General features: G+C 61.3%; 18 protein-coding genes. 13 read left to right on the top strand and 5 right to left on the bottom strand.

What is annotated here, in order from left to right; all coding sequences use genetic code 11:
• Positions 1 to 16 precede the first annotated feature (16 nt).
• Both choW and choV read left to right on the top strand, forming a co-directional pair.
• Positions 17 to 862: a choline ABC transporter permease subunit gene (choW, locus tag CEC48_RS20190; protein WP_076017809.1), complete on the top strand. Its 846-nt coding sequence runs from the start codon at positions 17 to 19 to the stop codon at positions 860 to 862.
• On the top strand, positions 859 to 2,037 hold the full coding sequence (gene choV / locus CEC48_RS20185; protein ID WP_088425353.1) for a choline ABC transporter ATP-binding protein: 1,179 nt from the start codon (positions 859 to 861) through the stop codon (positions 2,035 to 2,037). The genes choW and choV overlap by 4 nt, the downstream gene beginning before the upstream one ends.
• Positions 2,038 to 2,339: 302 nt before the next feature.
• On the opposite strand, the gene CEC48_RS20180 is transcribed toward choV, so the two are convergent.
• Positions 2,340 to 4,331, bottom strand: a complete 1,992-nt coding sequence (locus CEC48_RS20180; RefSeq protein WP_088425352.1) for a choline BCCT transporter BetT — start codon at positions 4,329 to 4,331, stop codon at positions 2,340 to 2,342.
• Positions 4,332 to 4,650: 319 nt separating this feature from the next.
• Between CEC48_RS20180 and betI the strand changes: the two genes are divergently transcribed.
• The 10 genes from betI to yccS all read left to right on the top strand — a co-directional run bounded on the left by betI (position 4,651) and on the right by yccS (position 19,575).
• A complete protein-coding gene (betI, locus tag CEC48_RS20175) occupies positions 4,651 to 5,244 on the top strand; it encodes a transcriptional regulator BetI (RefSeq protein WP_088425351.1) in 594 nt (197 codons plus the stop codon).
• 109 nt (positions 5,245 to 5,353) lie between these two features.
• Positions 5,354 to 6,826 carry a betaine-aldehyde dehydrogenase gene (gene betB / locus CEC48_RS20170; protein ID WP_088425350.1) on the top strand — a complete coding sequence of 491 codons (1,473 nt, stop codon included), beginning with the start codon at positions 5,354 to 5,356 and terminating at the stop codon, positions 6,824 to 6,826.
• Positions 6,827 to 6,946: 120 nt separating this feature from the next.
• Positions 6,947 to 8,650: a choline dehydrogenase gene (gene betA, locus CEC48_RS20165; protein WP_088425349.1), complete on the top strand. Its 1,704-nt coding sequence runs from the start codon at positions 6,947 to 6,949 to the stop codon at positions 8,648 to 8,650.
• A gap of 189 nt (positions 8,651 to 8,839) precedes the next feature.
• On the top strand, positions 8,840 to 10,282 hold the full coding sequence (locus tag CEC48_RS20160; RefSeq protein ID WP_088425348.1) for a TldD/PmbA family protein: 1,443 nt from the start codon (positions 8,840 to 8,842) through the stop codon (positions 10,280 to 10,282).
• A complete protein-coding gene (locus tag CEC48_RS20155) occupies positions 10,282 to 11,598 on the top strand; it encodes a TldD/PmbA family protein (protein WP_088425347.1) in 1,317 nt (438 codons plus the stop codon). The genes CEC48_RS20160 and CEC48_RS20155 overlap by 1 nt, the downstream gene beginning before the upstream one ends.
• Positions 11,599 to 11,982: 384 nt before the next feature.
• Positions 11,983 to 12,873 carry an alpha/beta fold hydrolase gene (locus CEC48_RS20150; RefSeq protein ID WP_088425346.1) on the top strand — a complete coding sequence of 297 codons (891 nt, stop codon included), beginning with the start codon at positions 11,983 to 11,985 and terminating at the stop codon, positions 12,871 to 12,873.
• Between the two features lie 37 nt (positions 12,874 to 12,910).
• On the top strand, positions 12,911 to 14,338 hold the full coding sequence (gene mdtD, locus CEC48_RS20145) for a multidrug transporter subunit MdtD (RefSeq protein WP_088425345.1): 1,428 nt from the start codon (positions 12,911 to 12,913) through the stop codon (positions 14,336 to 14,338).
• A 130-nt stretch (positions 14,339 to 14,468) separates the two neighbouring features.
• Positions 14,469 to 15,806, top strand: coding sequence for an ATP-dependent RNA helicase DbpA (dbpA, locus tag CEC48_RS20140; RefSeq protein ID WP_237151081.1), 1,338 nt, complete (start codon positions 14,469 to 14,471; stop codon positions 15,804 to 15,806).
• Between the two features lie 158 nt (positions 15,807 to 15,964).
• Complete coding sequence (locus tag CEC48_RS20135) at positions 15,965 to 17,143, top strand: NAD(P)/FAD-dependent oxidoreductase (protein WP_088425344.1); 1,179 nt, start codon at positions 15,965 to 15,967, stop codon at positions 17,141 to 17,143.
• 248 nt (positions 17,144 to 17,391) lie between these two features.
• Entirely contained in the window at positions 17,392 to 19,575 is a 2,184-nt protein-coding gene (yccS, locus tag CEC48_RS20130) for a YccS family putative transporter (protein ID WP_088425343.1), read from the top strand.
• Positions 19,576 to 19,678: 103 nt separating this feature from the next.
• On the opposite strand, the gene CEC48_RS20125 is transcribed toward yccS, so the two are convergent.
• A complete protein-coding gene (locus CEC48_RS20125) occupies positions 19,679 to 20,416 on the bottom strand; it encodes an ABC transporter substrate-binding protein (protein ID WP_088425342.1) in 738 nt (245 codons plus the stop codon).
• A gap of 220 nt (positions 20,417 to 20,636) precedes the next feature.
• On the opposite strand from CEC48_RS20125, the gene CEC48_RS20120 reads away from it, so the two are divergent.
• On the top strand, positions 20,637 to 21,089 hold the full coding sequence (locus CEC48_RS20120) for a GNAT family N-acetyltransferase (protein ID WP_088425341.1): 453 nt from the start codon (positions 20,637 to 20,639) through the stop codon (positions 21,087 to 21,089).
• A gap of 141 nt (positions 21,090 to 21,230) precedes the next feature.
• On the opposite strand, the gene CEC48_RS20115 is transcribed toward CEC48_RS20120, so the two are convergent.
• From CEC48_RS20115 to CEC48_RS20105, 3 genes are read right to left on the bottom strand one after another with little or no spacing between them, the layout of a single operon-like run.
• Positions 21,231 to 21,527 (bottom strand): helix-turn-helix domain-containing protein, encoded by a 297-nt coding sequence (locus CEC48_RS20115; protein ID WP_088425340.1) that lies wholly within the window; start codon positions 21,525 to 21,527, stop codon positions 21,231 to 21,233.
• A gap of 19 nt (positions 21,528 to 21,546) precedes the next feature.
• Complete coding sequence (locus CEC48_RS20110; protein ID WP_088425339.1) at positions 21,547 to 22,047, bottom strand: M48 family metallopeptidase; 501 nt, start codon at positions 22,045 to 22,047, stop codon at positions 21,547 to 21,549.
• Between the two features lie 43 nt (positions 22,048 to 22,090).
• Positions 22,091 to 24,202, bottom strand: a complete 2,112-nt coding sequence (locus CEC48_RS20105) for a bifunctional diguanylate cyclase/phosphodiesterase (protein ID WP_088425338.1) — start codon at positions 24,200 to 24,202, stop codon at positions 22,091 to 22,093.
• Positions 24,203 to 24,424: the final 222 nt, after the last annotated feature.

Raw genomic sequence — 24,424 nt, 5'->3', positions numbered from 1 at the left:
GTGGACATTCACTACCATGCTGACTGAACATAAAATCCCGCTAGGCCAGTACATCGCTGCCTTCGTTGAATGGTTGACCCAACATGGTGCCAACTACTTCGACGCAATCGCATCGACCCTGGAAACGATGATCCACGGCGTGACGTTCGCGCTGACCTGGTTCAATCCGCTGGCATTGATCGGTCTGATTGCGCTGCTCGCTCACTTCATTCAACGCAAATGGGGCCTGACGGTGTTTGTCATTGCCTCCTTCCTGCTGATCCTGAACCTTGGGTACTGGCAGGAAACCATGGAGACCCTGGCGCAGGTGCTGTTCGCCACCCTGGTCTGCGTGGTGATCGGCGTGCCGCTGGGCATTGTTGCCGCGCACAAACCGATGTTCTACACCCTGATGCGGCCGGTGCTCGATCTGATGCAGACCGTACCGACCTTCGTCTACCTCATCCCTACCCTGACCCTCTTCGGGCTGGGTGTGGTGCCCGGGCTGATTTCCACGGTGGTGTTTGCGATTGCCGCGCCTATCCGTCTGACTTACCTGGGTATCCGTGATGTGCCGCAAGAGTTGATGGACGCCGGCAAGGCCTTTGGCTGCTCGCGCCGTCAGTTGCTCTCGCGGATTGAACTGCCCCACGCCATGCCGAGCATCGCCGCCGGCATTACCCAATGCATCATGCTGTCGTTGTCGATGGTGGTAATCGCGGCCCTGGTGGGCGCCGACGGCCTCGGCAAACCGGTGGTCAACGCGCTGAACACCGCCGACATCGCCCTGGGCTTTGAAGCGGGCCTGGCGATCGTGTTGCTGGCCATCATGCTCGACCGCATCTGCAAACAACCCGACGCCAAAGTAGGGGGTGATGCATGAGCATTATCCGGTTCGAAAATGTCGACGTGATCTTTTCCAAAGACCCACGCGAGGCGCTCAAGCTGCTGGACCAGGGCATGACGCGCAACGAGATCCTGAAAAAGACCGGGCAAATTGTCGGCGTTGAAAACGCCAGCCTGGATGTGGAGAAAGGCGAGATCTGCGTGCTGATGGGCTTGTCCGGTTCGGGCAAGTCGAGCCTGCTGCGCTGCATCAACGGCTTGAACACCGTCAGCCGCGGCAAGCTGTTTGTGGAGCATGAAGGTCGCCAGATCGACATCGCGTCCTGCACCCCCGCCGAGCTGAAAATGATGCGCACCCAGCGCATCGCGATGGTCTTCCAGAAGTTCGCCCTGATGCCTTGGCTGACGGTGCGCGAAAACATCAGCTTCGGCCTGGAGATGCAGGGCCGCCCGGAAAAAGAACGGCGCAAGCTGGTGGACGACAAGCTGGAGTTGGTGGGCCTGTCGCAGTGGCGCAACAAGAAGCCCGACGAGCTTTCCGGCGGCATGCAGCAACGTGTCGGCCTGGCCCGCGCGTTGGCAATGGACGCCGATATCCTGCTGATGGACGAACCCTTCTCGGCACTCGACCCGCTGATCCGCCAGGGCTTGCAGGATGAGTTGCTGGAGCTGCAACGCAAGCTGAGCAAGACCATCGTATTTGTGAGCCACGACCTGGATGAGGCGCTGAAACTCGGCAGCCGCATCGCGATCATGAAAGACGGCCGGATCATCCAGTACAGCGTACCGGAAGAGATCGTGCTGAACCCGGCGGATGACTATGTGCGGACCTTCGTGGCGCACACCAACCCGCTGAATGTGCTGTGTGGCCGCAGCCTGATGCGCACGGTGGACAACTGCACCCACGTCAACGGTTCCATCAGCCTGGACCCGGGTGGCGACTCGTGGCTGGACTTGGCCGAAGGCAACACCATCAAGGGCGCGCGGCAGAACGGCGCGGTGCTGAACTTGCAGAACTGGGCACCGGGGCAATCGGTGGAAGGCTTGGGCCGGATGCCGACGCTGGTGGACTCCAATATCGGTATGCGTGAGGCGTTGCAGATTCGGTATCAGACAGGGAACAAGCTGGTGCTGCAGGACAACGACAAGGTGGTAGGGATCCTGGGTGACAGCGAGCTGTATCACGCGCTGTTGGGCAAGAACCTGGGTTAATGCGCCAGCGCAGAACCCACTGAAGAAACGGGGTCAATGTGGGAGCGGGCTTGCTCGCGAATGGGGTGTCAGTCAGCACATCGGCCACTGATACACCGCATTCGCGAGCAAGCCCGCTCCCACATTTTGATCGGCGTACACATTAAAAAAGCGGCGCCAGTGAAGGCACCGCTCTTGATCGTTCCCACGCTCTGCGTGGGAATGCCGTCATGGACGCTCTGCGTCCGCGCCTGAAGTCGTGACGCGGAGCGTCACAGGATGCGCTCCCACGCGGAGCGTGGGAACGATCAAACAACTACCTATCAGCTATAGACACGGCCAAGGAGCTGCCGATGGCTTTCAAACTGATCGAGCACGTCCCGGGTGATCTGCTCCTGGGTGAAGCCCATCAGGTCGTATTCCTGACTCCCGTTGTGCAGGTAAACCTCGGCGCGGTAGTAGCGCGTGCGCTCTTCCTCAGGCAAGTCGTTCGGTGCCGACGAATAAGCATCCAGGCTCACTTCGTAAACGAACGGATTACCCTCTTCCATCTCGATGCGTACACCAATGCAGCGCTTGGATTTGCCCAGCAGGGTTTGCACTTCCAGCCCCTGATCACGCAACGCAGCCGCCGCTTCTTCCAGCGCCGGCGTGACGTGCTTGTCCATAAAGCGTTGCACGGTACCCTGGCTCGGTTGCAGGTCCAGGGCAGTCAAGCGCTCGCTGAAACCACGACGACCACGCTCAGCCAGTTGTGCCTGCTCAAGCTCGATCGCCACGTCCTGGCGCATCGCCTTGTGCAAGCCGAACATGAACAGGATCAGCACCACCGAGAACGGCAAACCGGCCAGTACCACCATGGTTTGCATGGCTTCAAAGTTACCGGCAAACAACAGGCCGATGGTCACCAGCGTGATAACAACCGACCAGAAAATCCGCAGCCAGTGCGGTGCATCTTCGTCAACATTGCCGCCCTTGCAGGAAAGGTTCGCCATCATCACCGCACCGGAATCCGCCGGGGTCAGGAAGAGTACGAAGCCCACAAAGATCGACACGCCAATCACGATTTTCGACGCCGGGTAATGCTCAAGCAGTTGGTAGATCGCCATGGACGGCTGTTCCAGCGCCGTCTTGCCCAACTCCACCGCACCATGGTTCAACACCAGGTCCAGGGCCGAGTTGCCGAAGATCGACAGCCACGCCAGGGTGAAGCCCAACGGAATCAACAGCACGCCGGCGACCAGTTCACGCACCGTGCGACCACGGGAAATACGCGCGATGAACATGCCCACGAATGGTGCCCAGGAAATCCACCAGGCCCAGTAGAACAGGGTCCACAGGCCCATCCAGCGCTCGGTCTTGTCGGCGTCGCCTTCGTACACATACAGGTCGAAGGTTTTCAGTACGATGCCGTTCAGGTAGTCGCCGGTGTTTTGCACCAAGCCATTGAGCAAGTGCAGGGTCGGGCCAAACAGCAGCACGAAAATCAGCAGGCCGCTGAACAGCACGATGTTCAGGTTGGACAGGCGGCGAATGCCGTTTTCCACACCCGACACGGCAGCAATGGTCGCCACGGTGCTCATCACGATGATCACGATCAGCAGGTTGGTGTTGCTGTGCTGCATGCCGAACAGGTTTTCCAACCCGGACGACACTTGCATCGAACCAATCCCCAGGTTCGTCACCAGGCCCAGCAGGGTCACGAACATGCCGAAGCCGTCTACCGCGTGGCCGGCCGCGCCTTTCACCCAACGCTCGCCCACCAGCGGGTACAGCGCCGAGCGCAAGGCCAGTGGCTGGTTATGACGGTAGGCAAAGTACGCCACGGCCAGGCCGACCAGTGCGTAGATCGCCCAGCCGTGCAGACCCCAGTGCAGGAACGTCAGTTGCAACGCCTGGCGTGCAGCTTCGCCGGTGGCGGCCGCACCTTCAGGCGGGTTGAAGTAGTGGTCCAGCGGCTCGGATGCGCCGAAGTACAGCAGCGAGATGCCGATGCCCGACGAGAAGAGCATGCCGGCCCAGGCGCCGTAGCTGAAGTCCGGGGTGTCGTCCTTGCTGCCCAGTTTCAATTTGCCGTAGGACGAAAACGCCAGGCCCACCACAAACACCAGGTAGGCGGCGATCACGACCATGTAGTACCAGCCAAAGCTTTTCGACAACCAGGCTTGGGCCACACCGAGCATCCTGCCGGCTTCCTGCGGGGCGATAATCAGAATCGCGGTCAACAACAGAATCAGCGCGGTGGAGGTGTAGAACACCCAACCGTTGACCCGCACCTTTTCTGGCGGGGTCTTTATAAGAGAGGCAGAACTCATGGCACAGATGCTCCGGGCAGTGCAGAGAAACACAAGGCAACGCTTGACCCGAGCCATCGATTTTTCGGCAGTCGACGGACGGGTGTATAAAGACACCCCGAAAATCCCTGAACCCTCGGCGAGCCGCTGTGCCGGGCTATTTCATGGGTTTTCCAGGTGTCAGGTGGCGCCACATGCACGCAGGAAAAACCTGTAGGCAGCGACCATTTGTCGCAGATCTTATTCTTTGTTGATTGAACGTTCAATCAAAACAAAATAGACTGGCCCACAAGCCGATGGACGTTTATCGCCCATTGGCAGGCCTAAGGAGAGGTGCACGATGCCCAAGGTCGGTATGCAACCCATACGCCGCCAGCAGTTGATCGAAGCCACATTGACTGCGGTCGATCAGGTCGGAATGGGGGATGCCAGCATTGCGCTGATCGCCCGTCTGGCCGGTGTCTCGAACGGCATCATCAGTCACTATTTTCAGGACAAGAATGGCCTGATCGCCGCCACGATGCGGTACCTGATGAACGTCCTGATCGAGAACGTCACCGAGCGCCGGCTGGCGCTGAAGGACCACAGCCCGCGGGCTCAACTCCAGGTGATCATCGAAGGCAACTTCGACGCCAGCCAGGTCAACGGCCCGGCGATGAAAACCTGGCTGGCCTTCTGGGCCACCAGCATGCACCACCCGTCATTGCACAGGCTGCAGCGGATCAACGATCACCGTCTGTATTCCAACCTGTGTTGCCAGTTCCGCCGTGTGCTGCCGTTGCCCGAGGCACGCAGCGCAGCCCGAGGCCTGGCGGCCCTGATCGACGGTTTGTGGTTGCGCGGCGCCCTGTCGGGAGACGCTTTCGACACGGAGCAGGCGCAACGGATCGCTTACGAATACATGGATTTTCAATTGGCCAAGCAGGTGAGTTAGAGCACACATAGACGCTCAACCCCTGAACGACTGCCGGTCGGTGTTGCCAGAACCCCATGGCCCACCTTCGGCGGTTAACGCCAACCACTTATGCACTTGCGAGGACTTTATGGCCCGTTTCGAACTGCAAAAACTCTACATTGACGGCGGCTACTCCGACGCTGGCAGCGATGCCACTTTCGAAGCCATCAACCCGGCTAACGGTGAAGTTCTCGCCAACGTGCAACGCGCCACTTTCGATGACGTTGAGCGCGCAGTGGTCAGCGCCGAAAAGGGCCAGAAAATCTGGGCCGCCATGACCGCCATGGAGCGTTCGCGCATCCTGCGTCGCGCCGTTGAAATCCTGCGTGAGCGCAACGACGAACTGGCCGCCCTGGAAACCCTGGACACCGGCAAGCCGTACTCCGAAACCCAATACGTCGACATCGTCACCGGCGCCGACGTGCTGGAATACTACGCCGGCCTGGTGCCCGCCATCGAAGGCGAGCAGATCCCGCTGCGCACCACCTCGTTCGTCTACACCCGTCGCGAGCCGCTGGGCGTCGTGGCCGGTATCGGCGCGTGGAACTACCCGATCCAGATCGCCCTGTGGAAATCCGCACCGGCCCTGGCGGCCGGTAACGCGATGATCTTCAAGCCAAGCGAAGTCACCTCGCTGACCACCCTGAAACTGGCTGAGATCTACACCGCAGCCGGCGTTCCGGATGGCGTGTTCAACGTACTGACCGGCAGCGGCCGTGAAGTCGGCACCTGGCTGACCGAGCACCCGCGCATCGAGAAGGTCTCCTTCACCGGCGGCACCGACACCGGCAAGAAGGTCATGGCCAGCGCTTCGAGCTCTTCGCTCAAAGAAGTCACCATGGAGCTGGGCGGCAAATCCCCGCTGATCATTTTCGACGACGCCGACCTCGACCGCGCCGCTGACATCGCGATGATGGCCAACTTCTACAGCTCGGGCCAGGTCTGCACCAACGGCACTCGCGTGTTCGTTCCGACCGCCCTTAAAGGCGCGTTCGAAGCCAAGATCGCCGAGCGTGTTGCGCGTATTCGTATCGGTAGCCCGGAAGATGAAAACACCAACTTCGGCCCGCTGGTCAGCTTCGCCCACATGGAAAGCGTGCTCGGCTACATCTCCAAGGGCAAGGAAGAAGGCGCCCGCCTGCTGTGCGGCGGCGACCGCCTGACCGACGGCGAATTCGCCAAGGGTGCCTACGTTGCACCGACCGTGTTCACTGACTGCACCGACGAAATGACCATCGTCCGTGAAGAAATCTTCGGCCCGGTGATGAGCGTCCTCACCTACGACACCGAAGAAGAAGTGATCCGTCGCGCCAACGACACCGACTTCGGCCTGGCCGCTGGCCTGGTCACCAAAGACCTGAACCGCGCCCACCGCGTGATTCATCAACTGGAAGCCGGTATCTGCTGGATCAACGCCTGGGGCGAGTCCGACGCGAAGATGCCGGTTGGCGGTTACAAGCAGTCGGGCGTTGGCCGTGAGAACGGCATCAGCTCGCTGAACAACTTCACACGCATCAAATCGGTACAGGTTGAGCTGGGCGACTACGCCTCGGTGTTCTAAGAACCCTGGAATGAAGAGTCCTTTGTGGCGAGGGAGCTTGCTCCCGTTGGGCTGCGCAGCAGCCCCATTCCAGGCAACACCGATTCAGCAACCTGACCAACTTCAAAGAGGGTGCATTTAATGTCCCAAGAATACGACTACATCATTGTGGGTGCCGGCTCTGCCGGTAACACCCTGGCGACCCGTCTGACCGAAGACGAAGGCGTCACCGTTTTGCTGCTGGAAGCCGGCGGCCCGGACTACCGTCTGGATTTCCGTACCCAGATGCCAGCCGCCCTGGCGTTCCCGCTGCAAGGCCGCCGCTACAACTGGGCCTACGAAACCGATCCAGAGCCACACATGGATGGCCGCCGTATGGAATGCGGTCGTGGCAAGGGCCTCGGCGGTTCTTCACTGATCAACGGCATGTGCTACATCCGCGGCAACGCGATGGACTACGACAACTGGTCGAAACTCCCGGGCCTGGAAAACTGGACCTACCTCGACTGCCTGCCGTATTTCCGTAAAGCCGAAACCCGCGACATCGGCCCGAACGACTACCACGGTGGCGAAGGCCCGGTCAGCGTGACCACGCCAAAAGCCGGCAACAACCCGCTGTTCCACGCGATGGTTGAAGCAGGCGTACAGGCCGGTTACCCGCGTACCGAAGACTTGAACGGCTACCAGCAGGAAGGCTTCGGCCCGATGGACCGTACCGTGACGCCAAACGGTCGTCGCGCCAGCACCGCTCGCGGTTACCTGGACACGGCCAAGAAGCGTTCGACGCTGACCATCGTCACCCACGCCCTGACCGACAAAGTCCTGTTCGAAGGCAAGCGCGCCGTTGGCGTTCGCTACCTGATCGGCGCCGCTGAAGAGCGTGTTGAAGCCCGTGCCCGCAAGGAAGTCCTGGTGTGCAGCGGCGCAATCGCTTCGCCGCAACTGCTGCAACGCTCCGGTGTTGGCCCGGCCAAACTGCTGGAAAGCCTCGACATCCCGGTGGTCCACGACCTGCCTGGCGTCGGCGAAAACCTGCAGGATCACCTTGAGCTGTACCTGCAATATGCTTGCACCCAACCGGTGTCGCTGTACCCGTCGCTGCTCTGGTACAACCAGCCGGCCATCGGTGCCGAGTGGCTGTTCAACGGCACCGGCATCGGCGCCAGCAACCAGTTCGAAGCCGGCGGTTTCATCCGTACCCGTGAAGACTTCGATTGGCCGAACATCCAGTACCACTTCCTGCCGGTGGCGATTAACTACAACGGCAGCAACGGCGTGAAAGAGCATGGCTTCCAGGCGCACATGGGTTCCATGCGTTCGCCGAGCCGTGGCCGCGTGCAGCTGAAGTCGAAGAACCCGCGGGAATACCCGAGCATCCTCTTCAACTACATGGCCACCGAGCAGGACTGGCAGGAATTTCGCGACGGCATCCGCCTGACCCGTGAAATCATGCAACAGCCGGCACTGGATCAATACCGTGGCCGCGAAATCAGCCCAGGCATCGACGTGCAGACCGACGAACAACTCGACAAGTTTATCCGCGAGCACGCCGAGACCGCGTTCCACCCGTCCTGCTCGTGCAAGATGGGCGACGACGAGATGGCCGTGGTTGACGCCGAAGGCCGTGTGCATGGCATGCAGGGTTTGCGTGTGGTGGATGCGTCGATCATGCCGATCATCACCACCGGTAACCTGAACGCGCCGACGATCATGATCGCCGAGAAAATCGCCGACAAGATCCGTGGCCGTAAGCCTTTGCCGCGCAGCACCGCCGACTACTACGTGGCAGGCGATGCGCCGGTGCGTGGCAAGCCGATGCGTGATGTGAGCCGTACCGCGCAGTAACTGATAACACTGTGGCGAGGGAGCTTGCTCCCGCTGGAGTGCGAAGCGCTCCCAAGATTTTGGGGCTGCTACGCAGCCCAGCGGGAGCAAGCTCCCTCGCCACAGGTAATCACCTTTCCTTGATCAGCTCCCCGCCCCAGGCCTACTCTGTTTGCCTGCCCGCGCCGAGCCGCCCACAAGGAAGGCCCCATGTTCGACCACCACGCCACACTCAAAAAGCATTTCAGTGCCCTGCGCACTACCGCCGAATTCTTCTCCCTGCGCTACGTCCGCGAGTCCGGCCAGCACCTGTCGGTACGCAAGAACGTCGCCGAGCCGCCACACCTCAGCCAGGACGAAGGCGCGATGCTCACCGTGCGCCTCAACGGCGTCGAAGCCTACGCCGCCACCCACGACATTTCCCTGCCCGGCCTGCAAGCCGCCCTTGAGCGCGCCGAACAACAAGCCCGGTTGATCAAGCCCCATGCCCTGCTCGACCTGCGCGACCAGCCGGTGTCCAGCGACATCGCCGACTACCTGTCGCCAAGCCTCGACCAACCTTTCCCGTCCCTGAGCGACTGCTACCAACTGCTCGGCGCCGAATCGGCCGCGGTGCCCAAGGATGAGCGCCTGGTGAACTGGGAAGTCAGCCTGGGCACCACCCACGTCGAGCAGATCTACCTCAACAGTGCCGGTGCCGAGCTGCGCCAGGCCCAGCGTTTTGTGTTCCCTGGGGTTAACGTCACGGCCTACGACGGCAATGACAGCCAGACCCGCACCCTGGGTGGCACCAACTTTGGCCAGCAAGGCGGCTTTGACGTGATCAGCCGCTTCGGCCTGGTGGGCGCCGCCCCGCAGATCGCCGACCAGGCGCTGCAACTGTTGCTGGCACCGAACACGCCCCAAGGCCCGCGCGACCTGCTGCTGATGCCCGACCAGATGATCCTGCAGATCCACGAATCCATCGGCCACCCGCTGGAACTGGACCGCATCCTGGGCGACGAGCGCAATTACGCCGGCACCAGCTTCGTCAAGGCCAGCGACTTCGGCCACCTGCAATACGGCTCAAACCTGCTGAACGTGACCTTCGACCCGGACATTCCCGAGCAGCTCGCCAGCTACGGGCATGACGACGACGGCACGAAGGCCAGCAAACAATTCCTGATCCGCGAAGGCGTGCTGCTCAAGCCGTTGGGCGGTGCGCTGTCGCAATACCGCTCCGGCATGCAAGGCGTGGCCAACAGCCGTGCCTGCAGTTGGAACCGCGCGCCGATCGACCGCATGGCCAACCTGAATATCGAGGCTGGCAACCAGAACATGGCGCAGCTGATTGGCGGCATCGAGAACGGCATCCTGATGTCCACCAACCGTTCGTGGTCGATTGACGATGCGCGCAACAAATTCCAGTTCGGCTGCGAGTGGGGCCAGTTGATTGAAAACGGCGAACTCAAGGGCGTGGTGAAGAACCCCAACTACCGGGCGATTTCCGCGCAGTTCTGGCGCAACCTCAGCGCCGTCGGCGACGCCAGCACCTTCAAGGTGCTGGGCACGCCGAACTGTGGCAAGGGCGAACCCAACCAGGTGATCCGCGTCGGCCATGCGTCGCCGGCCTGTGTATTCAGCAACGTGGATGTATTCGGGGGAGACGCTTGATGAACACTTTCAAAGCCCTGGTGGACTGGCTCAAGCAGGCCATCACCGACCGCGAACAATTCCACCTCGGCTACGCCGACGAGTCCTCCGAGTTTGTGCGTTTCAACCACGGCAAAGTGCGCCAGGCCGGCCAGGTGCAACAGGCCAGCCTGAACCTGAAGCTGATCAACGACGGGCGCCACGCCGACCTCGGTATTACCCTGGCGGGCGAGCCTGAACTGGATCGCCAGCGCCTGGCCGACGGCCTGCAACAACTGCGCGAGACCCTGCCGTTGTTGCCACAGGACACGTACCTGCTGCTCAATCACAACGCCTGGCAGAACAAGGATCAGCAGAACCGACCACTGCCGGACCTGGCCCAGGTGCTGGAAGAAATCAGCCTTGCCGCCGAAGGTGTGGACATGGTTGGCTTCTACGCCGCCGGCCCTATAAGCCGTGGCTTTGCCAGTTCGTCGGGGGCGTTTGGCTGGCACCAGGCCAACAGTTTCAACTTTGACTTCAGCCTGTTCCACGCCAACGGCGAAGCGGTGAAAGCCAGCTACGCCGGCAACGATTGGGACAGCGCGGCATTCGCCCAACGCTTCCAGCAGGCCCGCGAGCAACTGGAATTCCTTGGCCGCCCGCTGCACCCGCTGGCACCGGGGCAATACCGCGCCTATCTGGCCCCGGCGGCCATGGAAGAGATCATCAGCATGCTGACCTGGGGCGGTTTTTCTGCCCAGGCCATCGCCAGCAAGGGCAGCCCGTTGCAGCGCCTGTATGCCGGCGACCAAGCCTTGAGCCCGTTGGTGGCGGTGGACGAACAGGTCAGCGGCTCCCTGAGCTCGGCGTTTTCCCGTGACGGCTATCCGCGCAGTGATGTGAAGCTCATCAGCGGCGGCAAGGCTGAAGGTCAGTTGGTGAACTCGCGCAGCGCCGCCGAATACGGCCTGAGCACCAACGGCGCCAGCGGCGATGAGTCCCCAAGTGCCTTGCAGATGGCCGCCGGCGACCTGGCACAGGCCGATATCCTCAAGCAACTGGGCACCGGCCTGTACATCAGCAACCTGTGGTATTTGAACTACTCCGACCAGCCCGCCGCGCGCCTGACCGGCATGACCCGCTTCGCCACGTTCTGGGTCGAAGACGGCGAGATCAAGGCGCCGGTCAGCACCATGCGTTTTGATGACAGCGTGTACAGCCTGTTGGGCTCGCAGTTGGAAGCGCTGACCGCTGATCGGGAATTGCTGCTGTCGGCGAGTACATATAGCCAGCGCAATACCTCATCCAATCTATTACCGGGCGCATTGGTAAACCGGCTGACCCTGACCTTATAAACAACGCAGACCCCTGTGGGAGCGGGCTTGCTCGCGAATGCGGTGTATCAGCTACAGATGTATTGGCTGACACTGCGCATTCGCGAGCAAGCCCGCTCCCACATTTGCTTGCATTCCACATTCTGATCGAACCCAACCTCAAAACCTCATTCCAGGCACCTGGTCGTCCGGCCAGTTGTCGCTCGCGAAAAACCTCGTTATAAAGGTTGGTGGCACCTAGCCATAAAAACACACCGTAGGAGCGAGCCGGCTCGCGAAAAACCCGAGAGCACCGCGTCAAGGCTGGCAAACCGCGTCATCGTTAACGATCTTCGCGAGCAAGCTCGCTCCTGCACTCAAGTGATGCATGACCTTGCCCGGGATAGGGCAAGCTGGAGCGTTGACATGAACCATGGAAGTTTTGTCATTGAAAAGCTGTTCAAGCACTACAACGTTCACGTAGAGCAGCTTGGTAACAACCCAGAGAAGAAAACCGTGCTGTTGGTCAATGGCGCGCTGTCCACCACCCGTTCGTTCGCCCGCACCAGCAAGTGCCTGTCCGAGCACTTCAATGTGCTGATGTTCGACTTGCCGTTCTCCGGCTATTCGCGCCCGCACAACACCGACCTCGACCTGGTGACCAAGGACGATGAAGTGCAGATCCTGCGGGCACTGGTCGAGCGCTTTCAGGTCAACCACCTGGTGTCTGCCTCATGGGGCGGAATTTCCACGCTGCTGACCCTGGCCCATAATCCGCCGTCGATTGAAAGCTCGGTGGTGATGGCGCTGGCACCCAACCTCAATCAGGCAATGCTCGAATATGTAGAGCGGGTGCGCGTACTGATCGAAGCCGATGACAAATCCGCCGTCGGCCATCTGCTGAATGAAACCGTGGGCAAATATTTGTCGCCCCGGCTCAAGCGCAACAACCACCGTCACCTGTCGACCATGGCCACCACCGAGTATCGCCAGGCGCGTTTTCATATCCACCAGGTGCTGGCGATGGGTGACGGCAATTACCTGCCGCAACTGAGTCAGATCGAAACCCCGGTGCACTTCCTCAACGGCGTGCTGGACGAGTACACCCCGGCAGACGAGGCCCAACTGTTCAAAAAATACGTGGGGCGCAGCAGCTTCGCCACCGCCGAACACACCGGCCATTTGCTCGACCTCGAATCCCGTGAGGCGGCCCTGGCGGTGCACCGGGCGCTGATGGATTTCCTGGTGGGCAAGCACGTGAAGTTGTCAGATATAGACGAAGTGGGTGTGGGAAAAGGAGCTACCGATGGCGCATAATCGCCGACACATAGGCTGCTAACAAAAAAGGTAACTCATGCCGGATCGCGCCCCTCTCGACGCCAAGACCGCCCGCTGGCTACCCTGGGTGGTAGCGATTGCCTTCTTCATGCAATCGCTGGACGGGACGATTCTCAACACCGCATTGCCGGCCATGGCCCGAGACTTGGCGGAGAACCCGCTGCGCATGCAAGGCGTGGTGATCGCCTACATGCTGACGGTGGCCTTGCTGATCCCGGCCTCGGGCTGGGTCGCCGATCGCTTTGGCACCAAGAAGATTTTCTTCGGCGCGATCATGCTGTTCAGCATCGGCTCGTTGCTCTGCGCACTCTCCAGCACTTTGACCATGCTGGTCGGCGCCCGAGTGATCCAGGGCCTGGGCGGTGCCTTGATGTTGCCGGTGGGCAGGCTGGTGGTGCTGCGCGCCTACCCGCGTTCGGAACTGGTGCGCATCATGGGCTTCATCACCATTCCCGGGCTGCTCGGGCCGTTGCTCGGCCCGACCATGGGCGGCTGGATGGTGCAATACCTGACCTGGCACTGGATCTTCCTGATCAACCTGCCGGTGGGCATCATCGGGTGCTATGCCGTGTGGAAATTCATCCCCGACCTGCGCGGCAGCGAGCGCACCCGTTTCGACGGCGTGGGCTTCCTGCTGTTTGGCGCGGCGATGGTGCTGATCACCATCGCCATGGAAGGCCTGGGCGAATTGCACCTGCCGCACCTGCGGGTGATGTTGCTGCTGTTCGGCGGCCTCGCATGCCTGGCGGCCTATTGGCTGCGGGCCGGGCATATCGATAACCCACTGTTCTCGCCGGTACTGTTCAAGACCCGGACCTTTGCCGTGGGCATCCTCGGCAACCTGTTCGCCCGCCTGGGCAGCGGCGCGCTGCCGTTTCTGGTACCGCTGCTGTTGCAGGTGGCGCTGGGTTATTCACCGTCTGAAGCCGGGATGAGCATGCTGCCGCTGGCGGCGGCGGCGATGTTTGCCAAGTCCATCGCCCGGCCGCTGATCGAGCGCCTGGGCTACCGCGTGGTGCTGACCGGTAACACCCTGGCGTTGGGGATCATGCTGGCGAGCATGGGCCTGGTCAGCGAACACACGCCCTACCCGTTGCTGCTCGGCATGTTGGCGATCCTGGGGGCGATCAACTCGCTGCAATTTACCGCGATGAACACCGTGACCCTGATCGACCTCGACGACGCCCAGGCCAGCAGTGGCAACAGTTTGCTGTCGGTGGTGGCGCAGTTGTCCCTGAGCCTTGGGGTGGCGTGCGCCGGTGCGCTGCTGGGTGGTTTTACCGCTGAAGTGGGCAACGACGGGGTCGACACCGTGCTCGGCGCGTTCCAGCTGACCTTCGTTACCGTAGGCATCATGGCGATGCTGGCGGCGGCGATCTTCCTGCAACTGTCGCCAAAGGACGGCAAACGGGTGGTCAGCCCGGAGCACGACATCGAGCATTAACAGGCTTCTCGTCTAGAACTTGCAGGGAAAATCCTTCGGGACTGGTACACTGCGCGACATTTTGTTTTGCAGAGCCAGTCCCGTGACTACCATCGCCACCGCTTTTAATACTTTGCCGCTCTCCGCCGCCATGCTGGCTAACCTCGACTCTCTGGGTTATGTCGAGATGACGCAGATCCAGGCGCAAAGCTTGCCGGTGATCCTCAAAGGGCTGGACCTGATCGCCCAGGCCAAGACCGGCAGCGGCAAAACCGCGGCCTTCGGCATCGGCCTGCTGAACCCGATCAACCCGCGTTACTTTGGCTGCCAGGCACTGGTGATGTGCCCGACGCGCGAGCTGGCTGACCAGGTGGCGAAAGAAATTCGTCGCCTGGCCCGCGCCGAAGACAACATCAAGGTGTTGACCCTGTGCGGCGGCGTGTCCCTCGGCCCGCAGATCGCTTCGCTGGAACACGGCGCCCACGTCATCGTCGGCACCCCGGGCCGCATCCAGCAGCACCTGCGCAAGGGTTCGCTGGTTCTGGACGGCTTGAACACGCTGATCCTCGATGAAGCCGACCGTATGCTCGACATGGGCTTCTACGACGCCATCGAAGACATCATCAGCAAGACCCCGGCCCGCCGCCAGACCCTGCTGTTCTCGGCCACCTACCCGGTGAGCATCAAGCAGTTGGCCTCGAAATTCATGCGCGCGCCGCAGCAGGTTAAAGCCGAAGCCTTCCACTCGGACGATCAGATCGAGCAGCGCTTCTACGAGATTTCCCCGGAAGAGCGCATGGACGCGGTGACCAAGGTCCTGGCGCACTTCCGTCCGGCTTCCTGCGTGGCCTTCTGCTTCACCAAGCAGCAAGTGCAGGAAACTGTCGACCACTTGACCGCCAAGGGCATCTCCGCCGTCGGCCTGCATGGCGACCTGGAACAGCGCGACCGTGACCAGGTGCTGGCGATGTTTGCCAACCGCAGCACCTCGGTACTGGTTGCCACCGACGTTGCCGCCCGTGGTTTGGACATTGATGCACTGGACATGGTGATCAACGTCGAACTGGCCCGCGACTCGGAAATCCACATCCACCGCGTGGGCCGTACCGGCCGTGCTGGTGAGACGGGCATCGCTATCAGCCTGGTTGCGCCTTCCGAAGCCCATCGCGCCCAAGCCATCGAGCAACTGCAGAAGTCGCCGCTGAACTGGGACCAACTGGACAACCTCAAGCCTCAGAGTGGCGGCCCGTTGCTGCCGGTGATGAGCACCCTGTGCATTGCCGCTGGCCGTAAAGACAAGGTTCGCCCGGGCGATATCCTTGGCGCACTGACCGGTGACGCCGGGATTCCGGGTGCACAGGTCGGCAAGATCGCGATTTTTGATTTCCAGGCCTTCGTGGCCGTGGAACGCGGGATCGCCAAGCAAGCGCTGCAGCGCTTGAATGACGGCAAGATCAAAGGCCGTTCGTTGCGCGTGCGCATTCTGTAAAGATCTCCCGGCTGGTGAAGAACTAATGTGGGAGCGGGCTTGCTCGCGAAGGCGGTGTATCGGTCGACAGATTCGGTGACTGACACTCCGCCTTCGCGAGCAAGCCCGCTCCCACATTTGACTGTATTCCAATTCAGAATTTGTATGAGGACATTGCTGTGCGCTCGACCGAAGTTGTGATCATTGGCGCCGGCGCCGCAGGCTTGATGTGTGCGCTGACCGCCGCCGGGCGTGGGCGCAAGGTGATGTTGATCGACCACGCGAACAAGGCCGGCAAAAAGATCCTGATGTCCGGCGGTGGCCGCTGCAATTTCACCAATATGTACACCGAGCCCGCCAACTTCCTCTCCCACAACGCGCACTTCTGCAAATCCGCCCTGGCCCGCTATACCCAGTGGGATTTCATCGGGCTAGTGGCCAAGCACGGCGTGCCGTACCACGAGAAAAAGCTCGGCCAGCTGTTCTGCGACAACAAGTCCAGCGACATCCTCGGGATGCTGCTGGATGAGTGCATTCAGGTGGGTGTGAGCATGCACCTGGACACCTCGGTGCAGGAGATTGCCAAGCTGGAAGCCGGCTATCAGTTGCAAACCACCCTGGGTGAGCTGAGTTGCGAGTCGCTGGTGATCGCCACGGGCGGGTTGTCGATTCCGACCCTGGGCGCCACCGGTTTTGGTTACCAAGTGGCCAAGCAATTCGGCCATGAACTGCTGCCGACCCGCGCCGGGCTGGTGCCATTCACCATCACCGATCAGCTCAAGGCGTTGTGCGGCGAGCTGTCCGGCACTTCCGTGGATTGCCTGGTGAGCTGCAACGACCAGAGCTTTCGCGAGAACATCCTGTTTACCCACCGCGGCCTGAGCGGGCCGGCGATCTTGCAGATTTCCTCGTACTGGGAACCCGGCGACACCGTGGAAATCAACCTGCTGCCCGACCACGACGCCCACGCCTGGCTGCAAGAGCAACAGGTCGAGCGCCCGAACAGCGAGCTGAAAACCCTGCTGGGTGAAATCTTCACCAAGAAGATGGCCAACCTGCTGGCCGAAACGTGGTTCGTTTCCAAGCCGATGAAGCAGTACACCCACGCCGAGATTGCCGACATCGCCGGCAAACTGGGGAGCTGGCAGTTGGTACCCGCCGGTACGGAAGGCTATCGCACCGCCGAGGTCACCCTGGGGGGCGTGGACACGCGCGAAGTCTCGTCCAAGACCATGGAATCCCTGAAAAGCCCCGGTTTGTACTTCATTGGGGAAGTGTTGGATGTGACCGGTCACCTGGGCGGGTTCAATTTCCAGTGGGCTTGGGCTTCCGGTTATGCAGCCGCCCAATTTGCCTGACACGACGCGGTAAAAAATGTGGGAGCGGGCTTGCTCGCGAAGGCGGTGTATCAGTCACAGATGTATTAGCTGACACACCGCATTCGCGAGCAAGTCGAATCGTCGCACCGCCGCTCCCACATCGGGTTTATGGTGTTCTTGAAAGTAACGACTGGAATAAATTTTGCTGTCGGATGTGATCGCCACGCTTGCCGTGGCGTCATTACTGGCTCAATTTAGCGACATCGTCCCGGAAGACCCCAGACTTCATGTCATCGACCACCTTCAAGCAGTCCATGCGGCGCCTTTGGGCACTGGATAAGTTCAGTTACAGCGTACGGGTATTCATCGCCCTTACCGGCAGCATGGCGCTGTGCTGGTACCAGAATGAAATGGCGCTGCTGATCCCGTTGTTCCTGGGGATTATCGCCAGCGCCCTGGCCGAGACCGATGACAACTGGCAGGGCCGGCTCAACGGCCTGGCCGTGACCTTGGTGTGCTTCAGCACCGCGGCGCTGTCCGTCGAACTGCTCTTCCCCTACCCCTGGATCTTCGCGATTGCCCTGGCCCTGGCCAGCTTCGGCCTGACCATGCTCGGTGCGCTGGGCGAGCGTTATGGAGCGATCGCGTCGGGCACCCTGATTCTCTCGGTCTATACCATGATCGGCGTGGACCAGCGCGGTGGCGCTGTTACCGACTTCTGGCATGAACCCTTGCTGCTGGTGGCGGGTGCTGCCTGGTACGGCGCGCTCTCGGTACTGTGGCAGGTGCTGTTTTCCAACCAGCCGGTGCAGCAGAGCCTGGCGCGGCTGTTTCGCGAGCTGGGGCGTTACCTCAAGCTCAAGTCGTCGCTGTTCGAGCCGATCCGCCAACTGGATGTGGAAGCGCGGCGCCTGGAACTGGCGCAGCAAAATGGCCGGGTGGTGGCGGCGCTGAACGCCGCCAAGGAAATCATCCTGCACCGCGTTGGCAATGGCCGCCCGGGCTCCAAGGTCAGCCGCTACCTCAAGCTGTACTTCCTGGCCCAGGACATCCACGAACGCGCCAGCTCCTCGCACTACCCTTACAACGCCCTCGCCGAAGCCTTCTTCCACAGCGACGTGCTGTTCCGCTGCCAGCGCCTGCTGCGCCAGCAAGGCAAGGCCTGCCAGACCCTCGCCGAATCGATCCAGTTGCGCCAGCCCTTCGTCTATGACGCCAGCTTCGCCGAGGCGCTGGGCGACCTGAACGCCTCCCTGGAACACCTGCGCATCCAGAGCAACCCGGCCTGGCGCGGCCTGCTGCGGTCCCTGCGCGCCCTGGCGGCCAACCTGTCGACCCTGGACCGCCTGCTCGGCGATGCGGCCAACCCCGACAGCCTGGCCGATGCCACCGACAGCAGCCTGCTGGACCGTGCCCCGCGCAACCTCAAGGAAATGTGGACACGCCTGCGCACGCAGCTGACGCCGACCTCCTTGCTGTTCCGCCACGCCCTGCGCCTGCCCCTGGCGCTGAGTATCGGCTACTGGATGGTGCACTTGATCCACCCGTCCCAGGGCTACTGGATCATCCTCACCACCTTGTTCGTGTGCCAGCCGAACTACGGCGCCACCCGTCGCAAGCTGGGCCAGCGGATCATCGGCACCGCCATCGGCCTGACCATCGCCTGGGCGCTGTTCGACCTGTTCCCCAACCCGCTGATCCAGTCGATGTTCGCCATCGCCGCAGGCCTGGTGTTCTTTATCAACCGCACCACGCGCTACACCCTGGCGACTGCCGCGATCACACTGATGGTGCTGTTCTGCTTCAACCAGGTGGGCGACGGTTACGGCCTGTTCCTGCCACGGCTGTTCGATACCTTGCTCGGCAGCCTGATCGCCGGGCTGGCGGTGTTCCTGTTCCTGCCGGACTGGCAGGGCCGACGGCTGAACAAGGTGCTGGCCAACACCCTGACCTGCAACAGCATCTACCTGCGCCAGATCATGCAGCAGTACGCCGCCGGCAAAAGCGACGACCTGGCTTATCGCCTGGCCCGGCGCAACGCGCACAACGCCGACGCAGCGCTGTCCACCACCCTGGCCAATATGCTGATGGAGCCGGGGCACTTCCGTAAGGAAGCGGACGTAGGGTTCCGGTTTCTGGTGCTGTCGCACACGCTGCTCAGCTACCTGTCGGGGCTCGGTGCACACCGCGAAACCCAGCTGCCGGCCGAGGTGCGTGAGCACTTGATCGACGGCGCCGGGAAGACGCTGGCGGCAAGCATCGATGAAATCGCCACGGGGTTGGCCAACAAGCAGCCGATCGCGATTCAGAGTGATGCCGAGGAAGCGCTGGCGGTGGGTCTGGAGCAAATGCCGGATGAGATTGATGAAGGGCAGCGGCTGGTGCAGACGCAATTGGCGTTGATCTGCCGGCAACTGGGGCCGTTGCGCACACTGGCGGCTCACTTGATCAAAGACACCAGCGAAGCCTAAACCCCTTCGCTAGCAAGCCCGCTCCCACATTAAACCGAGTTCCACCTTTGAAATGCGGTCGAATGTGGAAGCGGGCTTGCTCGCGAAGGGGCCATTAGCCTCGCTACATCCCGTGCTGCCTCATCAGCCGCGCATAACTGCCATCCGCCTTCATCTTGGCGATCTCCCGATCAAACCCGGCGACGATCTGCTCATGCAGGGGGTTTTTCAGGCTGACCAGAATATGCAGGCTGTTTTCGCTCAACGGCACCGGCAAAAAATCCACCGCGTTACGCACGGTGGCAGACTCCCGGGCCAGGTAGTAACGGGCGACAAACTCATCTTCCACCGTCAGCCGCACCCGCTGCGCCGCCAACATGCGCACCGCCATGGCGAAGTTATGCACAGGCACTTTCTGCAATTGCGGATCGGCGTCGAACGCCGCCGAGTAGGCATACCCGCGCACCACCGCGATGGGATAGTCGTGTAGTTGCTGCAGGTTCTGGTACTCGATGGCGTCGTCACGGCGCTTTAGAAACAGCACCCGGTTGAGCAGGTACTCGCCGGAAAACTGCCCCAACTGAGTACGCGCGTCGTCGTACCAGGCGTTGATCAGCACATCGTAACGCCCGTCACCCACACCCATGAGCGCCCGGGCCCAAGGCACCTGTTCAAAATCACTGGAGTAGCCGGCACGGGCCAGGGCGGTGGTCACGATGTCAGTGGCCAACCCGCCATTGATCAGGGTGGCATCGGTAAACGGCGGCCAGGCATCCGCTACCAGGCGCAAACGTTCTGCCGCCGCCGTCTGGGCCAGCAACAACAAACCGATCAAAGCAACGGCACGAGAAAATCGCGGCATGCTCAAGTCCTTGGCGGGCGTTCTATGGCCTGACCTCAGGGGCAAGCCCGAGGATTTAACAGTAGCTCATCAATGAGCCTGTACTGCAGATTACACAAAGAAGACAGCGGCGAATGCACTGAATGATGGCAAATTGACTTCACTCACAAAAATCCGCAATTTAGACACTCGTCTCCCACGCGCTTACTATCCTGACCAGACAATTAGCCGAGAGAACACCATGACAGTCGAATGGGTCTGCAAACACCACAGTGACCTGGGCAAGGAACAGCTGTACGCCATTTTGCGCCTGCGTTCGGAGGTCTTCGTTGTCGAGCAGAAATGCGTCTACCAGGACATCGACGGCCAGGACCTGGACGGTGATACCCATCACCTGATGGCTTGGGGTGACGGTCAATTGCAGGCCTACCTGCGCCTGCTTGATCCTGAATCCCAGGGTGGCGATGTGGTGATTGGCCGGGTGCTGGTCGCGCCGAACGCACGGGGCACCGGTCTGGGCCACCAGATGATGGACGAGGCCCTCAGGCAGGCCGGGAAACAATGGCCCGAAGTACCGATCTACCTGTCGGCCCAGGCGCACTTGCAGGGGTATTACGGGCGATACGGGTTTGTGGTGGCAGGTGAGGAATACCTGGAAGATGATATTCCACATATCGGTATGCGCCGGGCCTGAGCACCTTAAGGGCAGGCAACGCTAATGTGGCGAGCGAGCTTGCTCGCGTTGGGCTGCGAAGCGGCCCCAAAAACAGCGGGAGCGCTGCGCACTCCAGCGCGAGCAAGCTCGCTCGCCACAATAAGCTCACTCGCCAAAGGGTCAAGGGTAATTCAGGACACGCTTGATCTGGCTTAGGTTTGCCTCGATCCAGCGCGGCTCAATCGCGCCCCAACTGTGAATCCGATAGCGCCCCGCATGGTTACGGGCACCGTCTTCCTGTTCAAACTCACACACAATGTCCAGGTCCGCCAACGCCGCGATCGTATCCTGGGCAGTGCGCCGGGGCATACCCGTGGCCTCGGTCAGTGCCGGGACGCTGCTGGCCAACTGGCTGTCGATCAGATACGCCACATACAGGCGCCGGTAGAAGCTGCTTTTGGTCTTGCTCACATCCATGCTCGATCGCCTTTGAAGGTTAGGGCTTGCCCTGCATGTCCCGCCAGGTGAGGTACACCCGCAGGTCGAATTCCACCTGATGGTAGCCCGGCAACATGTATTCACAGAGTTTGTAGAACGCCTTGTTGTGGTCCGATTCCTTGAAGTGCGCCAGTTCGTGTACCACGATCATGCGCAGAAACTCCGGCGCAGCCTCCTTGAACAGCGAGGCGATGCGGATTTCTTTCTTCGACTTGAGGTTGCCACCCTGCACCCGGGAGATGGTGGTGTGCAGGCCGAGGGCGCGGTGGGTCAGGTCCAGGCGGTTATCGAACAACACTTTGTCGATGCCCGGCGCGTTGCGCAGGTGTTCCTGCTTCAGGGCCTGGGCGTAGCTGTACAGGGCTTTGTCGCTCTGCACGCCGTGACGCTCGGGGTAGCGCTGCGTCAGGTAGTCGCCCAGTTGGTCCTTGGCGATCAACTGGCGCACTTGCTCCTGCAATGCTGCGGGGTAGGCCTGGAGGTATTTCAGCGCGGTCATGGGGTCTACAACGGGTATTTGAATGGGCGCCAGTGTAGCGAATTCAGCGTGGCGCTGCGCGCAGGTGCCAGTCGGCGATTTCATCGACCATCAACGGCGGCGCCACCTGCGGCCCCTGGATGAACTGGCAACCGTTGGCCTTGAGCCACTCAACTTGCTCCCGGGTCTCAACGCCCTCGGCAATCACCAGCAGGTCGAAATGCCGGCACAACTCGATAATGCTCCGCGCCATCGCCGCATCCCGGGATGAGCCTGGCAGGCGGGCGACCAGCTTGGGGTCAAGCTTGAGGGTGTCGAATTCCAGGTCCCGCAGGTGCGCCAGGGAACAGTTGCCCGCGCCGAAGTCATCCAGGGCAATACGCACGCCAGCCCGGCGCAGCAGTTTGAGTTGCTTGGTGGACTCTTCCAGGTTGTGCATCAGGCTTTCTTCGCTGATCTCCACTTCCAACTGCCGGCCTTGTAACCCATGTCGCTCCAGCACCTGCTGCAGCTGGCTGGCCAGGTTCGGCATATTGAACTGGCTGCTGCTCAAGCTCACGCTCAGCACCAGCTCATCGCTGAACACCGCGTTCCAAGCCTGCCGCTGGGCGGCCACCTGTTGGTAGATCCAGGCGCTCAACTGGCTGATCAGCCGCGCCTCTTCCAGCAGTGGCAAAAACAGTCCCGGCGGCACGTCACCAACGCTCGGATGCTGCCAGCGCAACAGCGCCTCCACGCCGCGCAGGTGACCGTCGTGCAACGACACCTGCGGCTGGTACACCAGGGTGAAGTCCTTGCTGTCGATGGCGCTGCGCACGCTGTCTTCGAGCATCAGGCGCGAGCGGGCCCGGCCGTTCATTTCCTGATCGTAATAGCGATATTGCTGACGCCCGGCGCGCTTGGCTTCGTACATGGCGACGTCCGCCGCGCGCAGCAGGCCGTTGAGGTCCGAGCCGCAGTCCGGGAAAGTGGCGATGCCGATACTGACGCCGAGCATCACGTCCAGCCCGTCGACCTGCTGACAGATCGACACCCGCTCGATCAATTTTTCCGCAATCTTGGCCGCCTGCTCCGGGAATTCCAGCTCCAGCAGCGCGGTGAACTCATCACCGCCCATACGGCCGAGAATGTCGTAGGAGCGCAGGCACGCTTTCAACTGCTCCGAGACCCAGCGCAACACCCGGTCACCAGCGTCGTGGCCGAGGGAGTCATTGACCCGCTTGAACCCGTCGAGGTCCAGGTACAGCAGCACCAGCGACTGCTCGTTACGCTCGCTGCGCAACAGCACATTCTCCACCGACTGGTGAAAGCCGCGCCGGTTGAGCAGCCCAGTCAAAGGGTCGGTGACCGCCTGGAACTCCAGTTGCTGATGCAGGTGGCGCACCTCGGACATGTCCAGCACCGTCACCACCATGGCTTTCTGCTCGGCCGGCAACGGCGCGCACGACATGGCCACCGGCAGTTGCTGGCCCGGCGCGGTGCGCAGGATCGCGTCGTGCAGGCGCCAGGTTTCACCGCGCTTGTAGCCTGCATACAACGCCGAGTCGGACCAGCCAGGCACGTGGGGTTTCTGCAAAAAGTCGAGGAACTCAGTGCCCTGCAACTCGGCAACCGGCGCATTCAGCAGCCGCGAAATCGCCGGGTTGGCGTAGCTGATCACGCCGTCTTCGCCCACTACCAAAATGCCTTCAGCGGCGTTGTCCAGTACCGAGGCGTTGAAGGCCCGGGCCGATTCCAGGTCATGGCTCAAGCGCTGCAAAGCGCGGCGGTTGCGCTGGTGCTCCAGCAGGGCCTGGACCTTGGGCTTGAGGATATTGGGGTCAAAGGGTTTCAGCAGGTAATCGATCGCGCCGCTGGCATACCCTTCCAGCACGGCCGCCGGGGATTGGGCATTGCCGCTGAGGAAGATGATCGGGGTCATTTGCGTGCGCTGGCTGCCGCGCATCAGCCGGGCGACTTCGAAGCCGTCCATGCCGGGCATCATCACATCCAGCAACACCAGGTCGACGTCATGCTCGAGCAGCAATCCCAAGGCTTCAAGCCCGGACGTCGCCGTTACCACATGCCAGTCTTCACGCTGCAATAGCGCACGCATGCTGATCAGGTTTTCGGGATAGTCATCGACCACCAAAAGCACTGAACAACCATCGCGGGGCTTGATTGGAGCGCATTCCATGCTACGTCTCTTCCGTCGAAGTCAGTCCGGTCATTTTTACGACAAAACCGGATGAACATTAAGGACTCACTCTAGCCCCGGAACCCCCAAAGCAGAAGCCATGACAGTGCCATCATGGCGCCAAAGTTCAGGCAACCGACTAACGGTCAATGTCTACAGCCCCCGATTTACGGGAAACATGGCTTTTTGACATTTGGCTGACGCCAACAATCCGCCACAAAA

It is taken from the genome of Pseudomonas sp. K2I15 (genome assembly GCF_002204795.1).
Taxonomy (GTDB): Bacteria; Pseudomonadota; Gammaproteobacteria; order Pseudomonadales; family Pseudomonadaceae; genus Aquipseudomonas.
This window is presented reverse-complemented; position numbering and strand designations above follow the sequence as displayed.

Excerpts from the sequence above, each read along its gene's own strand:
- CEC48_RS20110 (WP_088425339.1), bottom strand. The coding sequence starts at position 22,047 with ATGACCGCGCTGAAATACCTCCAGGCCTACCCCGCAGCATTGCAGGAG.
- betA (WP_088425349.1), top strand. The coding sequence starts at position 6,947 with ATGTCCCAAGAATACGACTACATCATTGTGGGTGCCGGCTCTGCCGGT.
- yccS (WP_088425343.1), top strand. The coding sequence starts at position 17,392 with ATGTCATCGACCACCTTCAAGCAGTCCATGCGGCGCCTTTGGGCACTG.
- CEC48_RS20160 (WP_088425348.1), top strand. The coding sequence starts at position 8,840 with ATGTTCGACCACCACGCCACACTCAAAAAGCATTTCAGTGCCCTGCGC.
- CEC48_RS20120 (WP_088425341.1), top strand. The coding sequence starts at position 20,637 with ATGACAGTCGAATGGGTCTGCAAACACCACAGTGACCTGGGCAAGGAA.
- CEC48_RS20155 (WP_088425347.1), top strand. The coding sequence starts at position 10,282 with ATGAACACTTTCAAAGCCCTGGTGGACTGGCTCAAGCAGGCCATCACC.
- dbpA (WP_237151081.1), top strand. The coding sequence starts at position 14,469 with ATGCTGGCTAACCTCGACTCTCTGGGTTATGTCGAGATGACGCAGATC.
- choV (WP_088425353.1), top strand. The coding sequence starts at position 859 with ATGAGCATTATCCGGTTCGAAAATGTCGACGTGATCTTTTCCAAAGAC.
- mdtD (WP_088425345.1), top strand. The coding sequence starts at position 12,911 with ATGCCGGATCGCGCCCCTCTCGACGCCAAGACCGCCCGCTGGCTACCC.
- betI (WP_088425351.1), top strand. The coding sequence starts at position 4,651 with ATGCCCAAGGTCGGTATGCAACCCATACGCCGCCAGCAGTTGATCGAA.
- CEC48_RS20125 (WP_088425342.1), bottom strand. The coding sequence starts at position 20,416 with ATGCCGCGATTTTCTCGTGCCGTTGCTTTGATCGGTTTGTTGTTGCTG.
- CEC48_RS20150 (WP_088425346.1), top strand. The coding sequence starts at position 11,983 with ATGAACCATGGAAGTTTTGTCATTGAAAAGCTGTTCAAGCACTACAAC.
- CEC48_RS20105 (WP_088425338.1), bottom strand. The coding sequence starts at position 24,202 with ATGGAATGCGCTCCAATCAAGCCCCGCGATGGTTGTTCAGTGCTTTTG.
- CEC48_RS20115 (WP_088425340.1), bottom strand. The coding sequence starts at position 21,527 with ATGGATGTGAGCAAGACCAAAAGCAGCTTCTACCGGCGCCTGTATGTG.
- betB (WP_088425350.1), top strand. The coding sequence starts at position 5,354 with ATGGCCCGTTTCGAACTGCAAAAACTCTACATTGACGGCGGCTACTCC.
- choW (WP_076017809.1), top strand. The coding sequence starts at position 17 with ATGCTGACTGAACATAAAATCCCGCTAGGCCAGTACATCGCTGCCTTC.
- CEC48_RS20180 (WP_088425352.1), bottom strand. The coding sequence starts at position 4,331 with ATGAGTTCTGCCTCTCTTATAAAGACCCCGCCAGAAAAGGTGCGGGTC.